The sequence below is a fragment of the Candidatus Kapaibacterium thiocyanatum genome, assembly GCA_001899175.1.
Classification (GTDB): Bacteria; Bacteroidota; Ignavibacteria; order Kapaibacteriales; family Kapaibacteriaceae; genus Kapaibacterium; species Kapaibacterium thiocyanatum.
The window spans coordinates 205,216-225,657 of sequence record MKVH01000003.1; the positions used below are offsets into that span (position 1 = coordinate 205,216).

Annotated in this window: 13 protein-coding genes; 8 read left to right on the top strand and 5 right to left on the bottom strand. The window is 59.4% G+C overall.

The features are described 5' to 3' along the window. Positions 1-395: 395 nt before the first annotated feature. From BGO89_04530 to BGO89_04555, 6 genes are all read left to right on the top strand, one after another. Positions 396-3,830: a ribonucleoside-diphosphate reductase, adenosylcobalamin-dependent gene (locus BGO89_04530; GenBank protein ID OJX60835.1), complete on the top strand. Its 3,435-nt coding sequence runs from the start codon at positions 396-398 to the stop codon at positions 3,828-3,830. A gap of 249 nt (positions 3,831-4,079) precedes the next feature. Next, positions 4,080-4,442 carry a hypothetical protein gene (locus BGO89_04535; protein ID OJX60836.1) on the top strand — a complete coding sequence of 121 codons (363 nt, stop codon included), beginning with the start codon at positions 4,080-4,082 and terminating at the stop codon, positions 4,440-4,442. A gap of 114 nt (positions 4,443-4,556) precedes the next feature. Beyond that, on the top strand, positions 4,557-6,692 hold the full coding sequence (locus BGO89_04540) for a hypothetical protein (GenBank protein OJX60837.1): 2,136 nt from the start codon (positions 4,557-4,559) through the stop codon (positions 6,690-6,692). Positions 6,693-6,788: 96 nt separating this feature from the next. Next, positions 6,789-8,441, top strand: a complete 1,653-nt coding sequence (locus BGO89_04545) for a hypothetical protein (GenBank protein ID OJX60838.1) — start codon at positions 6,789-6,791, stop codon at positions 8,439-8,441. 77 nt (positions 8,442-8,518) lie between these two features. Beyond that, positions 8,519-9,874: a hypothetical protein gene (locus tag BGO89_04550; GenBank protein OJX60839.1), complete on the top strand. Its 1,356-nt coding sequence runs from the start codon at positions 8,519-8,521 to the stop codon at positions 9,872-9,874. Positions 9,875-9,881: 7 nt separating this feature from the next. Next, entirely contained in the window at positions 9,882-11,291 is a 1,410-nt protein-coding gene (locus tag BGO89_04555; GenBank protein ID OJX60840.1) for a hypothetical protein, read from the top strand. Positions 11,292-11,599: 308 nt separating this feature from the next. Here BGO89_04555 and BGO89_04560 read toward each other — a convergent pair whose 3' ends face one another. The 4 genes from BGO89_04560 to BGO89_04575 are packed head-to-tail and all read right to left on the bottom strand — an operon-like array spanning position 11,600 to position 15,585. Further along, positions 11,600-12,262 carry a hypothetical protein gene (locus tag BGO89_04560; GenBank protein ID OJX60841.1) on the bottom strand — a complete coding sequence of 221 codons (663 nt, stop codon included), beginning with the start codon at positions 12,260-12,262 and terminating at the stop codon, positions 11,600-11,602. 2 nt (positions 12,263-12,264) lie between these two features. Further along, positions 12,265-13,722, bottom strand: a complete 1,458-nt coding sequence (locus BGO89_04565; GenBank protein OJX60842.1) for an amidophosphoribosyltransferase — start codon at positions 13,720-13,722, stop codon at positions 12,265-12,267. After that, positions 13,722-14,438, bottom strand: a complete 717-nt coding sequence (locus tag BGO89_04570; protein ID OJX60843.1) for a transcriptional regulator — start codon at positions 14,436-14,438, stop codon at positions 13,722-13,724. The genes BGO89_04565 and BGO89_04570 overlap by 1 nt, the downstream gene beginning before the upstream one ends. A gap of 22 nt (positions 14,439-14,460) precedes the next feature. Continuing rightward, on the bottom strand, positions 14,461-15,585 hold the full coding sequence (locus BGO89_04575; GenBank protein ID OJX60844.1) for a hypothetical protein: 1,125 nt from the start codon (positions 15,583-15,585) through the stop codon (positions 14,461-14,463). A 93-nt stretch (positions 15,586-15,678) separates the two neighbouring features. On the opposite strand from BGO89_04575, the gene BGO89_04580 reads away from it, so the two are divergent. Continuing rightward, a complete protein-coding gene (locus BGO89_04580) occupies positions 15,679-17,016 on the top strand; it encodes a hypothetical protein (protein OJX60845.1) in 1,338 nt (445 codons plus the stop codon). A 24-nt stretch (positions 17,017-17,040) separates the two neighbouring features. On the opposite strand, the gene BGO89_04585 is transcribed toward BGO89_04580, so the two are convergent. Further along, positions 17,041-18,864, bottom strand: coding sequence for a hypothetical protein (locus BGO89_04585; GenBank protein OJX60975.1), 1,824 nt, complete (start codon positions 18,862-18,864; stop codon positions 17,041-17,043). A gap of 91 nt (positions 18,865-18,955) precedes the next feature. Here BGO89_04585 and BGO89_04590 point away from each other — a divergent pair, with 91 nt between their 5' ends. Continuing rightward, positions 18,956-20,416, top strand: a complete 1,461-nt coding sequence (locus BGO89_04590; protein OJX60846.1) for a hypothetical protein — start codon at positions 18,956-18,958, stop codon at positions 20,414-20,416. Positions 20,417-20,442: the final 26 nt, after the last annotated feature.

The window sequence follows — 20,442 nt, forward strand, 5'->3', positions numbered from 1 at the left end:
TCCACACGGACCTTGGATGCATTGATCGGACAGAACGGGCACCCTATTTTGCCACCCGTCGCAACCGGACAGACTCGCAGCATAAAGAGGAAAATCCACACGCGGCGGCCAAGACCTTTCTAGCACGTTTCGTCAACACCGCGCAGTATCCCCGGTACTGCACGTCGGGAACAAAGACGGTACGATACATTGGTCCTCTGAGTCTTGCTGCCTCACAGTCCGGTCACGACGCTCGCCTTCGTCGGTATCAACACATTGTTCCCTGTTATCAGTTGGTGGCCTTTCGCCTCATGGCGGAGTCGTCGCCAGGACGCTGTGTCTGTCGCCATCATTGCGTGAAGCTGGGGGGGAGAACCCAACGCCGCAGAACAAACAAAGCTCACACGGAGGATTGAATGAAGATCACGCGACGCTTTACGTCGTCGACTGCCAGCCCGTACGATCTGGTCCAGTACACGCGCCGTTCGTCCATCCTGCGCAATCCCGACGGATCCGAAGTCTTCAAGATGGAGGACATCGAGGTTCCGGCGCAATGGTCGCAGGTTGCCACGGACATCCTGGCGCAGAAGTATTTCCGCAAGGCCGGTGTTCCGCAGGTGGATATCGCCGGTAATCCGGTCGTCGACGAGAAGGGCAGCCCCGTTCTCGGTCCCGAGACGTCCATCCGCCAGGTCGTACACCGTATGGCCGGTTGCTGGCGCTGGTGGGGCGAGAAGTACGGCTATTTCGATACGGCGGAAGATGCCCAGGTCTTCTACGACGAGATCGCCTACATGCTGTTGCGTCAGATGGCGGCGCCGAACTCGCCGCAATGGTTCAATACGGGTCTCAACTTCGCCTACGGCATCACCGGGCGTCCGCAGGGCCACTACTACGTCGATCCCGATACGAAGAAGCTCACGAAGTCGACGGATTCTTATACGCATCCTCAGCCTCATGCCTGCTTCATCCAGTCCGTGGAAGACGATCTGGTGAACGATGGCGGCATCTTCGATCTGGTGACGCGCGAAGCGCGCATCTTCAAGTTCGGTTCGGGTACGGGTTCGAACTTCTCCAATCTCCGTGGCGAGCGCGAGTCCCTCTCGGGTGGTGGCGTATCGTCCGGCCTCATGTCCTTCCTCAAGATCTTCGACCGTGCAGCCGGTGCCATCAAGAGCGGTGGTACGACGCGTCGTGCAGCGAAGATGGTCATCCTGAACATCGACCATCCGGATATCGAGAAGTTCATCGAGTGGAAGGCCCGTGAAGAGGAGAAGGTGGCGGCCCTGGTGTCGGGTTCCAAGATCTGCTCGACCTTCCTGGAAGCCATCATGAACGAGGCATCGGCCAATGGCGCCGATCCCGAAACGAATGCCAACCTCGACCTGCTCATCCGCCGAGCCACGCATCGCGGTGTGCCCGTCAGCTACATCATGCGTACGCTGTCGCTGGTGGAGCAGGGCTTCACGAACCTGAACTTCCAGAGCTTCGACACCCATTACGAGTCGGAAGCCTACGTCACGGTGAGCGGACAGAACTCCAACAACTCCGTCCGCGTGACCAACGAATTCATGGAAGCCGTCATGAACGACGGCACGTGGGATCTCGTATGGCGTACCGACAGCACGAAGCGCCGCACCGTACGTGCACGCGACCTGTGGAACAAGATCAACATGAGCGCCTGGAAGAGTGCCGATCCCGGTCTGCAGTTCGACACGACCATCAACGAATGGCATACGTGTCCGGAAGACGGTCGTATCAACGGATCCAATCCGTGCTCGGAATACATGTTCCTCGATGACACGGCCTGCAACCTCGCTTCGTTGAACCTCGCCCATTTCGTGGACGAGGAGACCGGCCTGTTTCGCGTGGACGACTTCCGTCACGCCACGAGGCTGTGGACCATCGTTCTCGAAGTGTCCGTGCTGATGGCCCAGTTCCCGTCCAAGGAAGTGGCCCGCAAGAGCTTCGAGTTCCGGACGCTCGGCCTCGGCTATGCCAACCTCGGCACCATCCTCATGGTGGCGGGTATTCCCTATGATTCCCCGAAGGCACTCGCCGTCGCCGGCGCCATCACGTCCCTGCTGACGGGTGAGTCCTATGCCACGTCGGCCGAAATGGCCCGCGACGTGGAGCCGTTCCCCAAGTATGAACGTAACCGCGAACACATGCTTCGCGTGATCCGTAACCACAGGCGTGCAGCATACGATGTGGAGGAAGGACAGTACGAGGGGCTGACCATCACGCCGAAGGGCATTCGGGAGGATCTCGCTCCTGCCGAACTGCTTGGTGCAGCACGGGAGTCATGGGACCGTGCTCTGGCGCTCGGTGAGCAGTATGGGTATCGCAATGCGCAGTCCACCGTCATCGCACCCACGGGTACGATCGGTCTTGTCATGGACTGCGATACGACGGGGATCGAGCCGGACTTCGCCATCGTGAAGTTCAAGAAGCTGGCCGGCGGGGGATACTTCAAGATCGTCAATCAGTCCGTGCACAAGGCGCTCAAAACCCTTGGCTATACGGACAAGCAGATCGACGACATCGAGAAGTACTGCAAGGGTCACGGAACGCTCGTCGGTTGCCCCGTCATCAACCGTCAGTCCCTCAAGGAGCGCGGGTTCACGGACGAGACCATCGAGACCATCGAGAAGAACCTCGATGCCGCCTTCGACATCGCCTTCGTCTTCAACCGCTATACGATCGGTGATGCCGCCCTGGCCAAGCTCAACCTCAACGGTTGGGATCCCGAGGAGCCGTCCTTCGACCTCCTCCGCGCCTTGGGCTATTCGGAACAGGACATCGCCGCCGCCAACGACTACATCTGCGGTACGATGATGATCGAAGGTGCTCCCCACATCAAGGACGAACACCTACCCGTCTTCGACTGCGCCAACAAGTGCGGCAAGCGCGGACAACGCTACATCGGATACATGGCTCACGTCAACATGATGGCTGCGGCCCAGCCCTTCATCAGCGGTGCCATCTCCAAGACGATCAACATGCCGTCCGAAGCCACCGTCGAGCAGGTCGGCCACGTCCATACGGAATCGTGGAAGATGATGCTCAAGGCCATCGCCCTGTATCGCGACGGTTCCAAGCTGTCGCAGCCCCTCAACACCAGCAACGTGCAGTACGACGAAATCGTCATGCTCGGCGACGAGGACACGCTGGACGAGACCAAGGGACCGAAGGAAGTCCATACGCAGATCGTCGAGCGCGTCTACCATCGCGCCGAACGCCGTCATCTTCCCAAGCGCCGTCATGGCTTCCTCCGCGAAGCGTCCGTGGGCGGTCACAAGATCTATCTGCGTACGGGTGAGTTCGAAGACGGAACGCTCGGCGAGATCTTCATCGACATGTACAAGGAAGGCGCTTCGTTCAAGGGACTCATGAACTGCTTCGCAGTGCTCGCATCGAAGGCCCTTCAGTACGGCATCCCCCTCGAGGAACTGGTGGATACGTTCACGTTCACGCGATTCGAACCCGCCGGCTTCGTCGAAGGCCATGATGCCATCAAGAATGCCACGTCGATCCTGGACTACGTCTTCCGCTCCCTCGGATACGACTATCTGAACCGTACGGACTTCGTTCACGTCAAGGCCGTCGACGAAGAACCCAAGCATGGAAACCATGGCCACGGTAACACCGCCGACGTCGTCGGTGGTCTGCCTGCAGCCTCCACGGCATCGGCCGCCCAGCCGGCCAGGCGTCAGACGACGGAGCGCGATATCGCCATCGAAAAGGGATATACGGGCGAATCGTGCAGCGTCTGCAACTCCATGCAGGTGAAGCGCAACGGCAGTTGCACGGTCTGCGAGAACTGCGGTACCACCAGCGGCTGCTCGTAAGGGTACTTCCGCTCGGCTCATATGTGTAATATGCGGTGCGGCCCCGTCCTGGTAGACGGGGCCGCTTCGTTTCATACAATAATGATGCGCGAAAAAGTGTCTGAAACATTCGTGGCAGTGGTCCAGTCGGCCAGCTGCCCGATCGGTGCGATCCGGGGTACATTTTTTCTTGCAGAAGAAACCTGTTTCCGATAAATTGAGCCCGCTTATGGAGATGACCGGGCATTCTCATCCCATCACACATTTCCTATGGGAGATACCATGAAGATCAACAAGTTGTTCGCCGTTGCCGCCATGATGTTCGGCATGAGCTTTGCCGTAGTCACCGCAAGTGCGAAGTGCGACGAGAAGGCCGAGAAGGCATCCAAGAAGGGCGCTTCCTGCTGCACCGTCAAGAACGCCTCGATGACGAAGAAGGCATCCGCCGAATGCTCCGCTGCCGAAAAGAAGGAGTGCACGGAAGCCGAAAAGACGGCCTGCGCTACCAAGACCAAGAACGCCAAGGCCAACGCTTCGTGCTGCGCTACGAAGAACGGCAAGATGACGTCCGTCAAGTCGGCCGCTCCCTCGACGGAAGCCGCCACCACGACGAACGTCTCGAGCGAGAAGTAAGAACGGTCAGAACGATGACCCGACCGAAAGGGAATCTTGTGAACTCGAGATTCCCTTTCGTGTCCTGAAAAAGCCCGTTCAAGGGGCACATTCTGGTGAATTCAGGAGGGACACATGTCCAAGGGCGGAGCAGGGAAAGTCTACTTCGTATTGTATCTCGCCGTCATCCTCGAGCTCCTCATCATCATCGTGGAGCGCGATGAGGCCGAAGAACATCTCATTGCGAAGCAGAAAGAATCCATGAAGATCGTTGAGAGTATCCTCTCTCAACTACAGGTTGGCGCAGGTACCGAGGGCATCAACACACGTCCCCAGGATCAGATCACGATTCCTCCTCCAGGCATCAATGTCAAGGAGGCGATCGGCGCGGACATCAAACCGGAACGCCGCTACATGATCGAAGTCGGTATCACCGACGTCACCGCCTCGCTGAAGATGAACGAAAGCGAAGAGCCTGCCGACTATCTCGAGCGGCTGAAGCGTTTCGTCCGTCTTTCCAACGTTTCCGACCTCCAGTACGACATTCTCTACAGCCGTTCGGCCGGTGACGAAACCGTGCCCGACTCCTCGTCGTTCGAAAAGCGGGCGAACACGGAGCTCAAGCTCAAGCTCGGCGAGATGGAACGTCAGCTCGAAGAGATATTCAATCAGTACAAGGCCGATCCGGTGGCGATGGGTACGAACATCCGCGCCCTCATGACCAATGCCACGTACGAGACGCCGCAGCCCACGGGCTTCAAGCCGTCCCACGTGAACGACGCCGAATTCTACTATTCGCGTGGCCAGACGGACTCCCTCGGTCCCAAGGCATCGAAGAAGCGCGTCTTCGTCGTGAACTTCGAACCCAAGGAAGAAGGCTGGTACAAGCTGCGCTTCAGCTCGCGTACCAACAAGGTTCTCGGTGTCTACAATCCGGAAGGATCGACCCTCGACATCGATCCCGAACAGAAGGTGAACATCGGTACCGTACAGCTCAAGGTCAAGGACCTGCTCAAGGTCCGCGACGAGTTGCAGAAGAACATGGCCGTCCTGCCGACGGCGGAAGTGGCACGTACCGATCTGCGCCAGTTCGACGAAACGCTGCAGAAGCTCAAGGAAGACGCTCCGGACGTGGAAACGCGTTCGAAGGTCGATCTCTATGGCTACATCGTCAAGCTCGTGACGCCCGGTATGTCGGATAACTTCGACCAGAACCGAGGCTATATCGAATACAACATCCGTGTTCTGAAGCCGCAGCCCCAGATCACGGATCCGAAGATCGCCGACCTCAAGACGGTCGTGCGCGTCTTCGACAAGCTCAGCAAGATCACGCTGCCCATGCAGGTCACCCCGGCGAACGGTCAGACCGTCATCCTCAAGAATCCGGGTACGGCAACCGTCGGTGGTGGCAGCGGTACCGCCAGCGTCGGTGGTGCAGGCGGCAAGTGGGTCAACAAGGAGCTCTCGATTCCGGTCGCCGGAGCCTTGGCGCCGCGTGACGAGCCATACATCTTCGAGCTTGCACAGAAGAACGGGCCCAAGCAATCCGAAGTCGTCCAATGTTCTGTCTTCGTCTATTCGTCGAAGCTGACGAACGAAGAGGAAGTACGCTCGGCTCTCGAAGCGTCATGGGGCGATCCCATCGAATTCGTGGCGACGCCCGCTTCGGGCAACACCATCAAGCCCGACGAGTTCGTGATGAACTTCAACATGGGTACCGGTGCACAGATCCAGCCGCTGCGCAAGCTGGCGGTGGGTGCGAGCGACAACGTCCTCGTTCCGCCGGGTGCCGATGCCGTCAACCTGACCGTTCTCTGGAAGGATCCGCAGAGTGGCGAAGTCGTGGAACTCTTCCAGGGCAAGGGTGATGTCGGCCTCAAGCGTCCGATGATCCTCACGCAGGATCTCAAGGTCGATCCTATCGTCAACCAGAACGATCCGGAATTCAAGGTCCGTGGTATCGTCGTACGTCCGCCCGCCATCAGTGCCGACGAGAAGGCCGATGTGGGAGATGTCGATGCCCAGGTGACCAGCTCCACGGTGCGCGACATGCGCACCAACCAGACCTACAAGGTGTCGGTGGTAGGCAAGCCGCGCAAGATCAGTGGCCAGGAATATGAAGTGACGTTGAAGTTGTCTGGCGGCAAGATTCCGCTGACGAAGGGGCAGGTCAAGGGGAACATCCAGTTGTCGATTTCGGCGACGGCACGTGCACAGGGTGCAACATCGAAGCCGCGACAAAAGCCGGTTCCTCTCTCCGTATCGAATTAAGAAACGTGAAACGCAGTGCCTCTTGACGGCAAGAGGCACTGCGACGTTATTCTTCAGGGACGAACAAACACATCACACGTAGGATCAGGGCAACGTATGACGCAAGTACGAACCACGGTATGCACGGTACTCCTTGCCGTCCTCGCCGTTGGCGTGGCACCGGCCCAGCAGAACTCCCAGGTAAGGGCGCTTCTAGGGAAGTTCAAGAACTGGCGCTATGGTATGGTGTCGGTATTCAAGGTGAACGAAGACGACAATTCAGTTACGAAACTGAATATGCTCCTTGGGCCTGCTGAACCGGTCATGCCGGACGATGCAAAGCAGTGCCGGTACAAGGACGACATCGAAACATACGTCCTCTCCGGTGGCGAAGGCGTGGAAGAAAAGGAATACCAGATCTGGTTGCGCTCGCCCGGTTGCAAGGCCTACGAACGCTACTATTCCCAGAAAGTCGCATGGGAACGTGCCCAGTTCAAGAAGGCCTTCGTCGTTACGACGCGCCGTGTTCCCGGTGAGCCCTTCAAGGTCATCGGTCTGCTCGTGCAGAAGACGACGGAAAGCTACTACGGCCTCCGTCAGGATCTCGATCCCCCCAGCGACATCTACCTTGCCAACGACCTCAACAAGGATCTCGACGAGACGATCCTCATCGGCGGTGTTGCCAAGAAGGGCAAGGACGTCCTCGAAACGTCGGCCTCCACGCTGTACGAATACCTGGAGAACCAGATCATCCAGGGCAACTTCGAGAACGTGACGCCCGAAGCTCAAGGTATCGGTGAAGAAGGTATCCGCTTCGTGAAGAAGACCTTCGGTAATACGAAGGGCTTCACGGAAGACGATGCTCCGATGTTCATCCGTATCTCCGAAGGTCTGCCCCAGGGTTATCAGAACAACAACGAAGTCATCGTCAGCCTTGCGGACGGTATCTCCTACCGCCGTTACGAGCGTGCCGCTTCGATCGATGGTACAGAGCCTGATTCGACCTTCGCTCTGAACAACACCCTGCCCAAGTACGGTGTCGAACTCCGTTATGGCCTCGAGGAGATCAACTATCCGTCGCTCTGGAGCGAGCGTCTCTCGCTCAACGCACTATGGGGCGCTTCGCGCCTCGGCGTCATCCTCCCGACGAGCGGATGGGCCGGTCTTTCGGCCGACCTCGGCAACACGCGCAAGATGACGCATGCCGGTATGGGGATCAACGGTGCCTTCGACTTCCCGATCCGCGTCATCTCCGAATCGGGCGTCTTCAACCTCACCGCTTCCTACGTATTCAACGATGCGAAGCAGTCGGACTACATGCCGTTCAATTCCGATCGTGGACGCTACGAGGACTACCTCGTACGTTTCCACGCCTCGTTCCAGTATTCGTTCGCCATTGCCGTCGATGACGACTTCATGTTCCGTATGCGCCTCGGTGGTACGGTCTACAACATGGAAACGTGGGCGAATCAGACGAAGCAGGTCAACGGGCAAGACTCCGTGATGTACAGCAAGGCCGGTAACGAAACGTTCGGCGGCATCTCCGGTCGCATCGACTTCATGACGACGAGCTGGTCCACACCCGTGGGCTTCTCGCTGTCCTACTTCGATGAGTCGGTTCTCGGTACGGCCTGGCTGCAGGTTCCGATCGTGAGCCAGTTCGCGGTCCGTTTCGATACACGCATCTTCGCACCGGTTCTTCGCGATCCGCGTCCCTGGGAAGCTTCCGCCGTCGTCATGCCGGCAGTACGCTTCATCGTCAACTTCTGATTTCCCAACGCGCACAACGAATCGAACGAGAAAAGCACATGAAGCTACGGTTTACTCTGCTTGCCCTGCTGGTCGCTATGGTGGCGGGTGGTGCGCCGGTCGCAGCCCAGTCGTCATCGTATGATACCGTCCTCACGGCATTGAAGACGATCGATCCCGAGATCCTGCAATACTTCCCTCGCTGGAAGATCTGCGAACCGGACCTCCAGGTACAGATCGTCCAAACATTCGCCCTGATGGGATATCGCAAGGAGAACCTGGATGGCGGTAACATCCTGGTCACGAGCGCTCCCCTGAAGGAAGGCGAAGAACCCGTCTACGAACTGATCCTCATCGAATGTGGATCCGAGCGTATGGTGGCATCCGAGATCTCTTCCTACATGAAGAAGCTCGCCTATCGTATTTCCGACCCCAAGCGCCCCTACTGCTATCAGGAGATCCCTCCGTCGGCACCGCCGAGCGCACCCCTGATCGCGGAGATCATCAACTACATGGAACCGACGAACGTGACGCATGCCTTCACGCTCTCGGCCTTCGAACAGTCGTTGAAGATCGGCAAGTCGGGCTTCTGGATCAAGTCGTCGCTCGGTACGGATCAGGTCGGCTACCACTACTGGTCGTCGGGTGAAGGTCGCGTGGCCCTGCAGCGTCCGCTCTATCCGAACACCGACATGGAATCGCGCCGCGCCATCCCGTATCTCATCAATGCTCGTCTCGGCTTCGGCTATCGTCTGACGGGCGGCATCGATGGCGGCAAGAAACTTCTCGAGTTCATACCCGGTCGACAACTCAATGCCGGCTACGGCGGCAAGTTCGTCGGTGCCCTCGACTTCCACATGCCCTTCCATCCCAGGGCCGGTGTAGGCGTCAACATCGAATTGCCGATGCAGTCGATCGACGCGGCAACGAGCATCGACAGCAAGACGTATTTCACGATGCCGGTCGGTAACAGAAGGATCACGGCGCCGTCATACAACGTGGATCCCTACGGTACGGCAGCGATCCTGCGCTCGACGGGTCAGGTCACGTTGTTCTACAACTGGTGGCTCGATCCGAAGGTCCCGGAGAACTTCTTCCGCTTCGATATCGGTGTCAGCTATGCGGAAGTTCGTGAAGCGGCGGTATTCCACGATACCACCGAGGATGGCCGTGAGTACCTGGCCATCAACGGCGTCAGCGGACTGCGTACCTGGAAGCCGGATGAATTCAAGGACTGGATCTATGCCAAGATCGAATACCGTAACCAGAATGCCTTCCCCTTCGGCGTAGGTGTTCAGGTGTCGAATCAGATCCTGCTCGGTCGTGTCTATCTTCCCATCTTCGGAGACTGGCTGTATGTCGAAGGACGCTACTCGACGCCCCTGCGTACGACACGTCCGTTCGAAATACGAAACTTCTTCATGATTTCGCCGGTGCTTCGACTCAACTTCTGATATCCTCATGCTCGCAACCGAAGCCCCTTCGAAGGTACACTTCAAGGGGCTTTTCCGTATCGACAGGCCATGCGTCACCATGGTCGCCAACATCGTTCGAGGGGCAGGGCTGATCCTTCTGCTCATGGTCATCACGTCCATGAACGGATCCGCCCAGAAAAAGCAGCAGGACTCGCTCGAGAAGGTCCGCCGCGCTGCCGAGGATGCACGCGTACGCTCCGCTCTGGAAGGCGTGCGCATGACCATCCAGAACGTCGACATCACCGAGTTCCCGAAGGTCAAGCTGATCGTCGAAGTGCTCGACGACAGTGCGCGCGTACTCGATACCATCGATCCCCGAACCCTGACGGTCGTCGAGAATGGCGTACCGAAACCGGTCCTTTCCGTCGAGAAGATCACCATCCGGGAGCGTATTCCCGTCGACTTCATCTTCCTGATCGATGTGACGGGCACGATGCAGGCCTACATCAACGGCGTCAAGAACAACGTCGAAACCTTCGTCGAATCGCTGAAGAATCGCGGTATCGAATACCGGATCGGCCTCGTGCTCTTCTCCGATATCATCGAGCGGGTGCACCAGCCGACGACGGACGTGAAGGAATTCCTGAGCTGGCTCAGCAAGGTCTATGCGAGCGGCGGCTTCGACGAGAAGGAGAACGCTCTGGAAGCTATCCGCGAGGCAACCAAGATCAAGTTCAATCCTGCCGCGAATCGCGTGGCCGTGATCATCACGGACGCGCCCTATCACCAGTTCGGCGAGCGTGGTAACGGTCGTACCTACATGACGACGGAAACGACGATCGAATCCATGCGCGAGAACAAGCTCCGCCTGTTCTGCATCGTACCGCCCATCCTGACGGAATACAAGGAGATGGCCGACGCCACACGCGGCGCCGTCTTCAACATCAAGGAATCGTTCTCGCGTATCCTCGACCAGTACTCGACGCAGCTCACGAATCTCTATGCCGTGTCCTATCGCAGCGATTCGAAGGTCATCCGCGATTCCATCAACGTCTCGATTCTCGACGAACGCAAGCGGGAACTCGTCAAGCAGATCATTCCCATCGTGGAGATCGGCCGCAAGTTCATCATCGAGAATCTTCTCTTTCCCACGGCCAGCGCCGTGCTTCCGGACAGCGTGCAGGAACTCGACGTCCTCATGGATTTCATGAAGAGTCGTCCTGCCGTCCAGGTACGTATCGAAGGGCATACGGACAATCGCGGCACGGCGAAGATCAACAAGACGCTGTCGCTCGCCCGGGCCGAGACGGTGAAGGCCTACCTCGTGCAGAAGGGCATCGACCCCAAGCGCATACAGACCGTCGGCTATGGTCCTTCGCGGCCGATCGGCGACAACAACACGGAGTTCGGTCGCGGCCTGAACAGGCGTACCGAGATCGTGATCATCGCGAAGTGACGTCAAGCACGAGTATTGGCGTCAGATAGCGTGCAAGACCGGATGGATGCCTGGCATTGTACAGGCACGATGAGGGCCAGCATAGGGATAGGCCCGACGTCGTCCAATGGGCTGTCGCTGGCTATGTATACCATATACTTCACAGTATGAAACCGGTCAGAATCCGGGTAGCGCAGAACGAGTGTATATCCCGTTCAACGACGACCAATCCGCAGTTTCCTTCTTGAAGAGCAGAGCAGTCGGAATCGAGAAGGACGAAGACGTTCAACGAAGACGATGGCTCCAGGCGGTCAGCCGGTACCCATTCATCACCGCGAAACGGTACTGTCCTGCTCCACACCGAATCCCTTGTCCCGCAGGATGGAGAGGTAACGGGCGTTGATGGTCTTCGTCGTGTCGAGGAAGGAGACCACACGGACTGGACCGATCACTTCGTTGCGCAGGGCGATCCCAGCCGCCGTCTGTTCCGTGCGCTTGACGTAGTCCGCAGGCTCGGCATCCGTGAGGGAGCCGAGGAGGTAGATCGTTGCGGGCTTCGTCGACTTCGTCAGCAGGCCAGCGATCATCGACATGACCTGCGTCTGCTTGCTGATCCTCATGTCGCCCGTTTCACGGCATGCCTTGAGGATCATGCGCTGGTATTCGTTCACCGAAGCGCACCAGGGATCCGTGACGGTGGAGCCGATGACGAGATCCGTCACCGCGGAGTCGGGTGTGACGTCCCTGACGATGCGGTCCAGCGCACGACGTGCCGTGGCATCGTCGACCTTCGAGAAGACGACGGTATAGACGACGTGCGTGGCCGCTGCACGCTTCTTGCGCTCGAGCAGTTCCGTGGGTCGTGGTTGCTGACGGTAGATGAGGGACAGGATGAGTGCGGTGAGAGCCAGAAGGCCGATGCCACCGAAGATGATCTTCCAGCCTTTCTTCCCCGGCGACGGTATCTGCGGGCCTTCGTCCGTATCGGTCATGATCAGTCTTCCATAACGAGTTTGGCGGCGGCGGGATCGACGGGGACGGGATAGTCGCCCGTGAAGCATGCGGTGCAGTAGCCGCAGCCCGGTGTATGCGGTACGGCGTCCATCAGTCCCTGGACGCTGAGATAGCGGAGCGTATCGACGCCAAGCGCTGCACCGATCTCGTCGGTCGTCCCGTAGTTGTTCGCGATGAGCTCGCTCCTGCTCGGGAAGTCCATGCCGTAGACGCACGGATACTTGACGGGCGGCGAGGTGATGCGCAGGTGGACTTCGCGGGGGCCGGCTTCGCGGATGAGATTGACGAGCGAACGGGACGTCGTTCCGCGGACGATGGAGTCGTCCACCACGACGACCTTGCGGCCTTCGAGGACGCCACGTACGACGTTGAACTTCGTCTTGACCTTGAACTCGCGTTTGTCCTGTCCGGGCGCGATGAACGTCCGTCCGACGTAATGACTGCGGATCAGGCCGATCTCGTAGCGTGACGGATAGGTCTTGTCGTTCACGCGCGCGTAGCCGAGCGTAGCGGTATTGCCGCTGTCGGGGACGGCGATGATGACGACCTTGTCTTCCTTCGTTCCTTCGACGGGGCTTTCCGTGGCGAGGATCTTGCCCATCTTCCGGCGGACCTTGTCCACGTTCTCACCGAAGATCTTGCTGTCGGGCCGGGAGAAGTAGACGTATTCGAAGATACAGTGATGGGACCGTTCCATCGATTCCTCGATGTAGTGCGAGGTGAACTCGCCGGTCTCGATCGTTCGCTGGTCGAGCTGGAGGATTTCGTTGTGTTCGACGTCGCGGATGTACTCGGCGCTGAGGATGTCCAGGGCGCACGATTCCGAGGCGACGACATAGGCATAGCCTTCGTCGTGCTTGATGCGTCCGATGCACAATGGCCGGAAGCCGTGCGGGTCGCGCGAGGCGTAGAGGGCATTCTCGGACAGCATGACGAGGGAGTAGGCACCCTTGGCCGTGCGTACGGCCTCCCGTATCTGTTCGATCTGCGTCTGCTGCCTGCTCCGTGCGATGAGGTGCAGGAAGAGTTCGCTGTCCGTCGTCGTCTGGAAGATGGCGCCTTCGTTCTTCAGGCTGGTCCGCAGCTCGCGCGTATTCGTGAGGTTGCCGTTATGGGCCAGCGCGAAGTTACCCTTGGTGTAGTTGAAGTGGAAGGGCTGGATGTTCGCCAGCGAATTGCTGCCCGTTGTCGAATACCGGTTGTGACCGATGGCCGAGCGGCCCGGCAGCGTCTCTTTGAAAAGGTGATGGTCGGAGAATACGTCGAGGACGAGTCCTTCGCCCTTGTGAACGCCGAACCGGTGCTTCCGCTTCGCTTCGTCGAAGTAGAGGGTCACGATGCCCGATGCTTCCTGTCCGCGATGCTGCAGGGCATGGAGGGCATAATAGGTGAGAACGGAGGCCTGCGGGTGGTTGAAGACGCCGACGATACCGCACATTATTCGCTTTCGTTCATGTTGTGGAACACGTTCTGAACGTCGTCATCCTCTTCGATGCGGTCGATCAGCTTGATGATGTCTTCAGCCTGCTCGTCGGTAAGGGTCACCGTCGTATTCGGGATGCGCTTCAGTTCGGAGCTGTCGACCTTCACGTTACCGCTTTCGAGGGCTTTCTGCATGGGGGCGAAGTCCGCGAAAGAGGTATAGACGGTTACCTCGTCGTCAGCTTGTTGGATGTCTTCGGCTCCATGTTCGATGAGCATCATTTCCAGGTCGTCCATGTTGACGCCGGCGGTTGGAATCACGAAGACGCCCTTTCGATCGAAGATGAATTCCAGCGATCCCGTCGTTCCCAGCGAGCCGCCGCTCTTGTTGAAATAGGAGCGGATGTTGGCCACGGTCCGGGTATTGTTGTCGGTAGCCGTTTCCACCCAGATGGCGACGCCGTGCGGGGCATAGCCTTCGAAATTGACTTCGGCGAGATCGGCGGCATCCTTGCCGGCTGCCTTCTTGATGGCGTTCTCGACGTTGTCCTTCGGCATGTTCGCCGTCTTGGCGTTCTGGATGGCCGCGCGCAAGCGCGGATTCGTTTCTGGATCGGGGCCACCGGTCTTGACGGCGATGGATATTTCGCGTCCCAGGCGTGTGAAGGCCCTGGACATGTTGGCCCAGCGCTTTTCCTTGCGTGCCCGGCGGAATTCGAATGCTCTGCCCATTGTTTCGAAGCGTTTGTGAGGTTTAGAGTTTCTTCTCGAAAATTCTGTAGCGGCGATAGGCCTCGCCGTGCATGGTCGTGGTGAGGGCCCGGTTCATCATGACGTTGTCCTCGAGGATCCAGCTCGCTTCACCCTTCATGATGCCGTGCTTCGCGGCACGGTCGCCGATCTCCTGATACATGATGGCATCGATACCCGAACGGCGGAACTCGGGGAGGACTCCGAGGACGATGATGCGGACGAGGTCGATCTTCTTCTTCTTGGTGAGAAGGTGATAGACGCCGCCCAGCAGGCCGCCCTTGCGGTTGTGGATCATGGTCTGGTTGATGTCGGGAATCGCGAGGCAGAAGCCTGCAGGCCTGCCGTTGACTTCGGCGATGAAGGCGAAGTCCGGGTTGGCGATGGGCTTGAGGTCGGCGGCGAGGAAGTCGAACTCCTCGTCCGTCATCTTCACGAAGCCCCAGTTCTTCTCCCACGAAGCGTTGTACAGCTCCCGGAGCGTGACGACGTCCTTCCGGAACTGTTCCTTGTCCTTGAGCTCGATGTTGCGGAAGGTGAGGCCGTAGCGTTCGGTGACGAGGGCCCGCAGGCGCTGGACCTTGTCGCTCAGGTAGGTTTCGTTCTTGAGGAGGTAGGCCAGCAGGTCCTGGGCCTTGCCGTATCCGGCGCCTTCGATGAGCTGCTGGTAGTAGGGGGGATTGTAGTTCATCAGGATGACCGGGGGGCCGTCGAAGCCGTGGACCAGCAATCCGCATTCGTCATTCGTGGAGGGGTTGACCGGGCCGCGCATGTGCGTCTTGCCCCGGTCCCGCAGCCATTGTTCGGCGGCGGTGAACAGGGCCGTCGCTACGCCCTGGTCCTGGATGCACTCGAAGAAACCGAAGAAGCCGATGTTGTCTTCGTGCTCCTTGTTGTGGTTGTCGTTGGTGATGGCGGCGATCCGGCCGACGACCTTGCCGTTGCGTTCGGCCAGGAACAACTGGATTTCGGAGTGCTTGTAGAAGGGATTGACTTTCGTGTTCAGCAGCTTCTTCCGATCCATGATCATGGGCGGCACCCAGTACGGGTCGTTCCTGTAGAACTCCCATTGTGCCTTGATGAAGGGCATCGTATCGCCCTGGGCAAGGGCGCGGATCTGCAGACTCATGCGATCTCCGGGTGCTGGAAAGTGCAAAGATACGACCTTCGCGTGTGACGGCCGGTTTGACGTATTTTCCCGGCCGAACTCCGGGAGGTATCAATGTCGTATCGTCGTCTGCTCGTCGTCGGTTTCACAACGCTCTGCTCATTGTCGGCCGCCACTGCCGGCGAGCTGGCCAACAGGTTCCGTGGCGATGCCGGACGGCTCGTGGCGACCATTACGGCCGACAGTTCGCTGTACCACCGTGTGGGCGAATTCTGCGACCGGTTTCCCCGGCGTCTGAGCGGTACGGAGATCCTGGAGCAAGGCCTGTCGTGGATCGAATCCACATTCCGACGCGAGGGCTGGAACGTCCGCAGCCAGCCGGTCATGGTGCCGAACTGGAAACGCGGCAGCGAATACGTGCAGATGGTCTCTCCGACACGCCGGCAACTGCCGATGCTCGGACTGGGAGGCAGTATCGGGACGAACGGACGTCCCCTCAAGGGTAAGGTCCTGGTCGTGAAGGACTTCGACGATCTCAGGAAGAACGCCGACCGGGCGAAGGGGAAGATCGTCGTCTACAACATTCCGTTCACGGACTACGGAGCGACGGTCCGGTACCGCTATTCCGGCGCCGTGGAAGCCGCCAGGTACGGAGCCATCGCATCCCTGGTGCGATCCGTCGGGCCGTACGGTATCCAGACGCCGCATACGGGTGGCATGGGCTACGATTCTACCGTGCCGAAGATCCCCACCGCCGCCATCACGATGGAGGATGCGATGCAGTTGCAGCGCATCCAGGACAGGGGAGAGGAAGCCGAACTGGAACTGTCGATGTCGGCGCACTGGGAGCCCGATGCTCCGTCACGCAATCTCGTCATCGAGATTCCCGGCACGGAACGGGCCGACGAAGTCGTCGTCATGGGCGGCCATATCGACGCATGGGACGTGGGGCAGGGTGCGATGGACGATGCCGGTGGCTGCTTCGCAGCATGGCGAGCACTGTCTGCCATCAGGGAGCTGGGGCTGAAGCCCCGACGGACGATTCGCGTCGTGTTCTGGACCAACGAGGAGAACGGTCTGCGCGGTGGCAAGGCTTATGCCGACAGCACGAGGAACGAGCGTCATATTCTCGCCATCGAATCGGACGAGGGTACGTTCGCTCCACAGGGCTTTACGGCCAAGGCTCCGGCACCGCTCATGAAGAAGCTCCAGGATGCCGTATCCCTGCTGACGCCGATCGGCGTGACCTACGTGAAGGAAGGGGAAGGCGGGGCGGACATCGGCCCGTTGGAACAACGCGGCACACCGGTCATGTCCCTCCAGGTCGACGGCTCGCGGTATTTCTGGTATCATCACACCGAAGGCGACACCATCGACAAGCTCGACCCGAAGGAACTCAACCACTGTGCCGCGGCCCTGGCGGTCATGACGTGGTGTATGGCGAACGACTAGGTTCGGGAGCGTATGCTCCGGGCATCACTTGCCGGTCAGCGTCACCTTCATCGACTTCGACGTTCCGTTGCGGAGCACCGTGACGTCGACGACGTCGCCGGGATTACGTTCGCCCAGCACGGACGTCAGGTCGTAGATGTTCTTGATCGTCGTGCTGCCCATCTTCGTGATGATGTCGTCGGCCTGCAGCCCGCCCTTTTCCGCGGGGCTGCCGGGCTTCACGCCGGTGATGCGGAGACCTTGCGGATCGTCGGAATAGTCGGGGATGACTCCGAGCGTGACCTTGAAGCCGGCGCTGGCCGACTGCTGCTTGCCAGGCGAAGCCGGCGCCTGGGTGAAGACGGGGCGCACGGGCAGTGCTGCGATATCGCGCACCGTACGCTCGACCATGGTCACGACCTGGGCCTGACCGTCGTAGTTGATCTTGTCGTAGGTGTCGGACGGACGATGATAGTCCGTGTGCAGACCTGTGAAGAAGAAGAGGACGGGGATGTTCTTCGCCGTGAAGGACGAATGATCGCTCGGTCCGAAGCCGTCGGCCGTGGTACTGATGACGAAGGGGAGATCGGCCTTGGCGCGTTCGATGATGTCCGGCCATTCCGTCGCCGTGCCTGTACCCTGGATGTTCAGCTTGTTGTCCTTCAGGCGCCCGATCATATCCAGATTCACCATCGCCACGACGTCGGAGAGTGCGATGGTGGGATTGTTGGTGAAGTGCTTCGAGCCGACGAGGCCCTTCTCCTCACCGCTGAAGCCGATGAAGGCGATCGTGCGCTTGCCCGGGGCGGCAGCGAAGCGGCGCGCCAGCTCCATCATGCCTGCGGTACCCGATGCATTGTCGTCCGCACCCGGATGGATGGCCGGACCCTTCGCCGTGCTGAGGGAGTTCTCGTCGCCGAGACCGAGGTGGTCGAAGTGGGCACCCACGACGACGACTTCCTTCGCGAGGGCGGGATCGGTACCGGGAACGATGCCGATGACGTTGGACGTCGTGGCATCCACACCTTCGATGGTGACGGTGAGTGTTGCCGTCGTGTTCTTCAGCGCGAACGACGCAGGCTTCTTCGTTTTCTCGATACTGCCTTCGGCTACGAAGAGACTCGTTTCCTTCGGGGGAAAGATGCGGGCGCAGGGCGTACGGCGCACCTGGACGGCGATGATGCCGGAGTTCTTGCCGAATCGTTCCATACCGAAGGGTTCGAGAACGTCGCTCAGGTCTCCCTGCTGGTTCACGAAGCAGACGGCGACGGCACCTTTGTCGCGTGCGATCGTGGCTTTCTTGCGCAGGGCTCCATGGGCCTTGAGGGCTTCGTCCTTGTCGGCCCACTTGGGTACGCCGCGCAGGACGAGGACGATCTTGCCCTTGACGTCGATACCGGCGTAGTCGTCATATCCTTTGTCCGGTGCGGAGATGCCGTAGCCGGCGAAGACGACGGCACCCGTCACGGTACCGGATTCGCTGAAGGCATAGGGTTGGTAGTCGATGCCGAGCTTCCAGCCGATCTTCGTGGGCTTGAGCTGGTCCAGTGGTATGCCCGGACGTTCGACGAGGACGTCGAACATGACACTGTTCGTACCGGTGAGCTTCATACCGACGGGCATCGTGAACGACTGCTGGAACGACGCTCCGGCGCCCGGCTTGAGACCGGCCTTCCTGAACTGATCCTCGATGTAGGCGGCGGCCTTCGTATTGCCTTCCGTTCCGGGGCCGCGTCCTTCGAGTTCGGGCGAAGCCAGATACTGTACATGCTGGAGAAGCTGCTGGGCCTCCGGCGTCGTAGCCGTCTGGGCCGTCAGAAGGACAGGGGCGGCAAGGAGCGGCAGGGAGAACCGAACGATGCGGTCGATGGTCTGCGTGAACGTGTTCATGGAAGCGTTGGTAGTTTTGTCCGGAAAGGGCGAAAAATAGCCCTGCGAGTCGTGGCACACAACAGGTTACATGCAAGCAAAGATTCGGTCACTCGCGTCGGATACCCTCGTCTATGGTGTCAGCACCATACTGCAGAGGTTCCTGTCCTTCCTCCTCACTCCGCTGTACACGAATTATCTCACGAAGGGTGAGATCGGGGACGTGTCGGCGATCTATGCCATGATCGCCTTCGTCAACATCGCCTATTCGCTCGGCATGGAGCCGGCCTTCATGAGGTTCTTCGACAGGAACGATGCTGCCCGTACGGCGACGGTCTACGGCGTAGCCTATCGTACCGTGGGAGTGCTGGCCCTGATCGTGACGGGATTGACGATGCTCTTCGCGGGTCCGGTGGCCGGTTCTCCGTTCCTGCGTCTGGATGGCGATGGTACGTCGCTGATTCTGGTGGCCGCCCTGGTGCCGTTGTTCGATGCCCTGGTTCTGATACCGTTCGCACGGCTGCGTATGGAGCAGCGTCCACGCCGCTTCGCGATGTTGCGTCTGTTCAGCGTCGTCGTGAATGTCGCCCTGAACGTCCTGTTCGTCGTCATCATGGGCCTGCGCGTCGAAGGTGTGCTGTGGTCGGGTGTGCTGTCGTCGGTCGCGACGTTCATGTTCTTCGTGCCCGATGTGGTGAAGGCGCTGAAGGTGCGGTTCGACCGCGGCGTCTTCCGCGAGATGATCGGCTTCGGTCTTCCGACCGTGCCGGCGAGCTTCTCGTCCATCATGGTCCTCGTCGCCGATCGTCCGCTCCTCCTCATGATGCTCGGGAACGCGGCGGTAGGGATGTATCAGACGAACTTCCGCCTGGCCCTCCCGATGATGCTGTTCGTGACGGTCTTCGAATACGCCTGGAAGCCGTTCTATCTCACGCATCGCGAAGACCCGGATGCGAAGACGACGTTCGCGAGAATCCTGACCCTGTTCACGGCCGTATGCGGTACCATCTTCCTTCTGACGGTATCCTTCATTCCCTATGTGGTGCAGTTGCCTTTCGTCGGCGGACGCTTCATCAATCCGCAGTACTGGAGCGGCCTCGTCATCGTTCCGGTCGTGATGTTCGCCTACTACTTCAACGGGATGTTCATCAACATGGCCGCGGGTCTCCACATCGAGAAGCGCACGGGATACTTCCCTCTCGCGACGGGTGTCGCGGCCGTGCTCAACGTCGTGGCCACGCTCGTCCTGCTGCCGTCCATGGGCTTCATGGGCGCGGCGTGGGCCAAGGTGATCGCCTATGTCGGAAGCGTCGTCGTCCTGTACTGGGCTCTGCAACGCATCTATCCCATCCATTACAACTGGCTGCGCATCGCCTACTGTATCGGCGTCTGCGCGGCCGTCTATTCGACCGTCCTCTTCACGTCCGACCAGACGACCATGGGACTGGTGGCGCGTATCGCCGCCGTGCCGGTCTACATTCTCCTGCTCGTGACCGGTGGTATCGTCGCACCGTCGTCATGGCGCATGCTGGCGAGTCTGGTCCGACGGTGAGATGGTCCTGTCACCGAGGTACATTG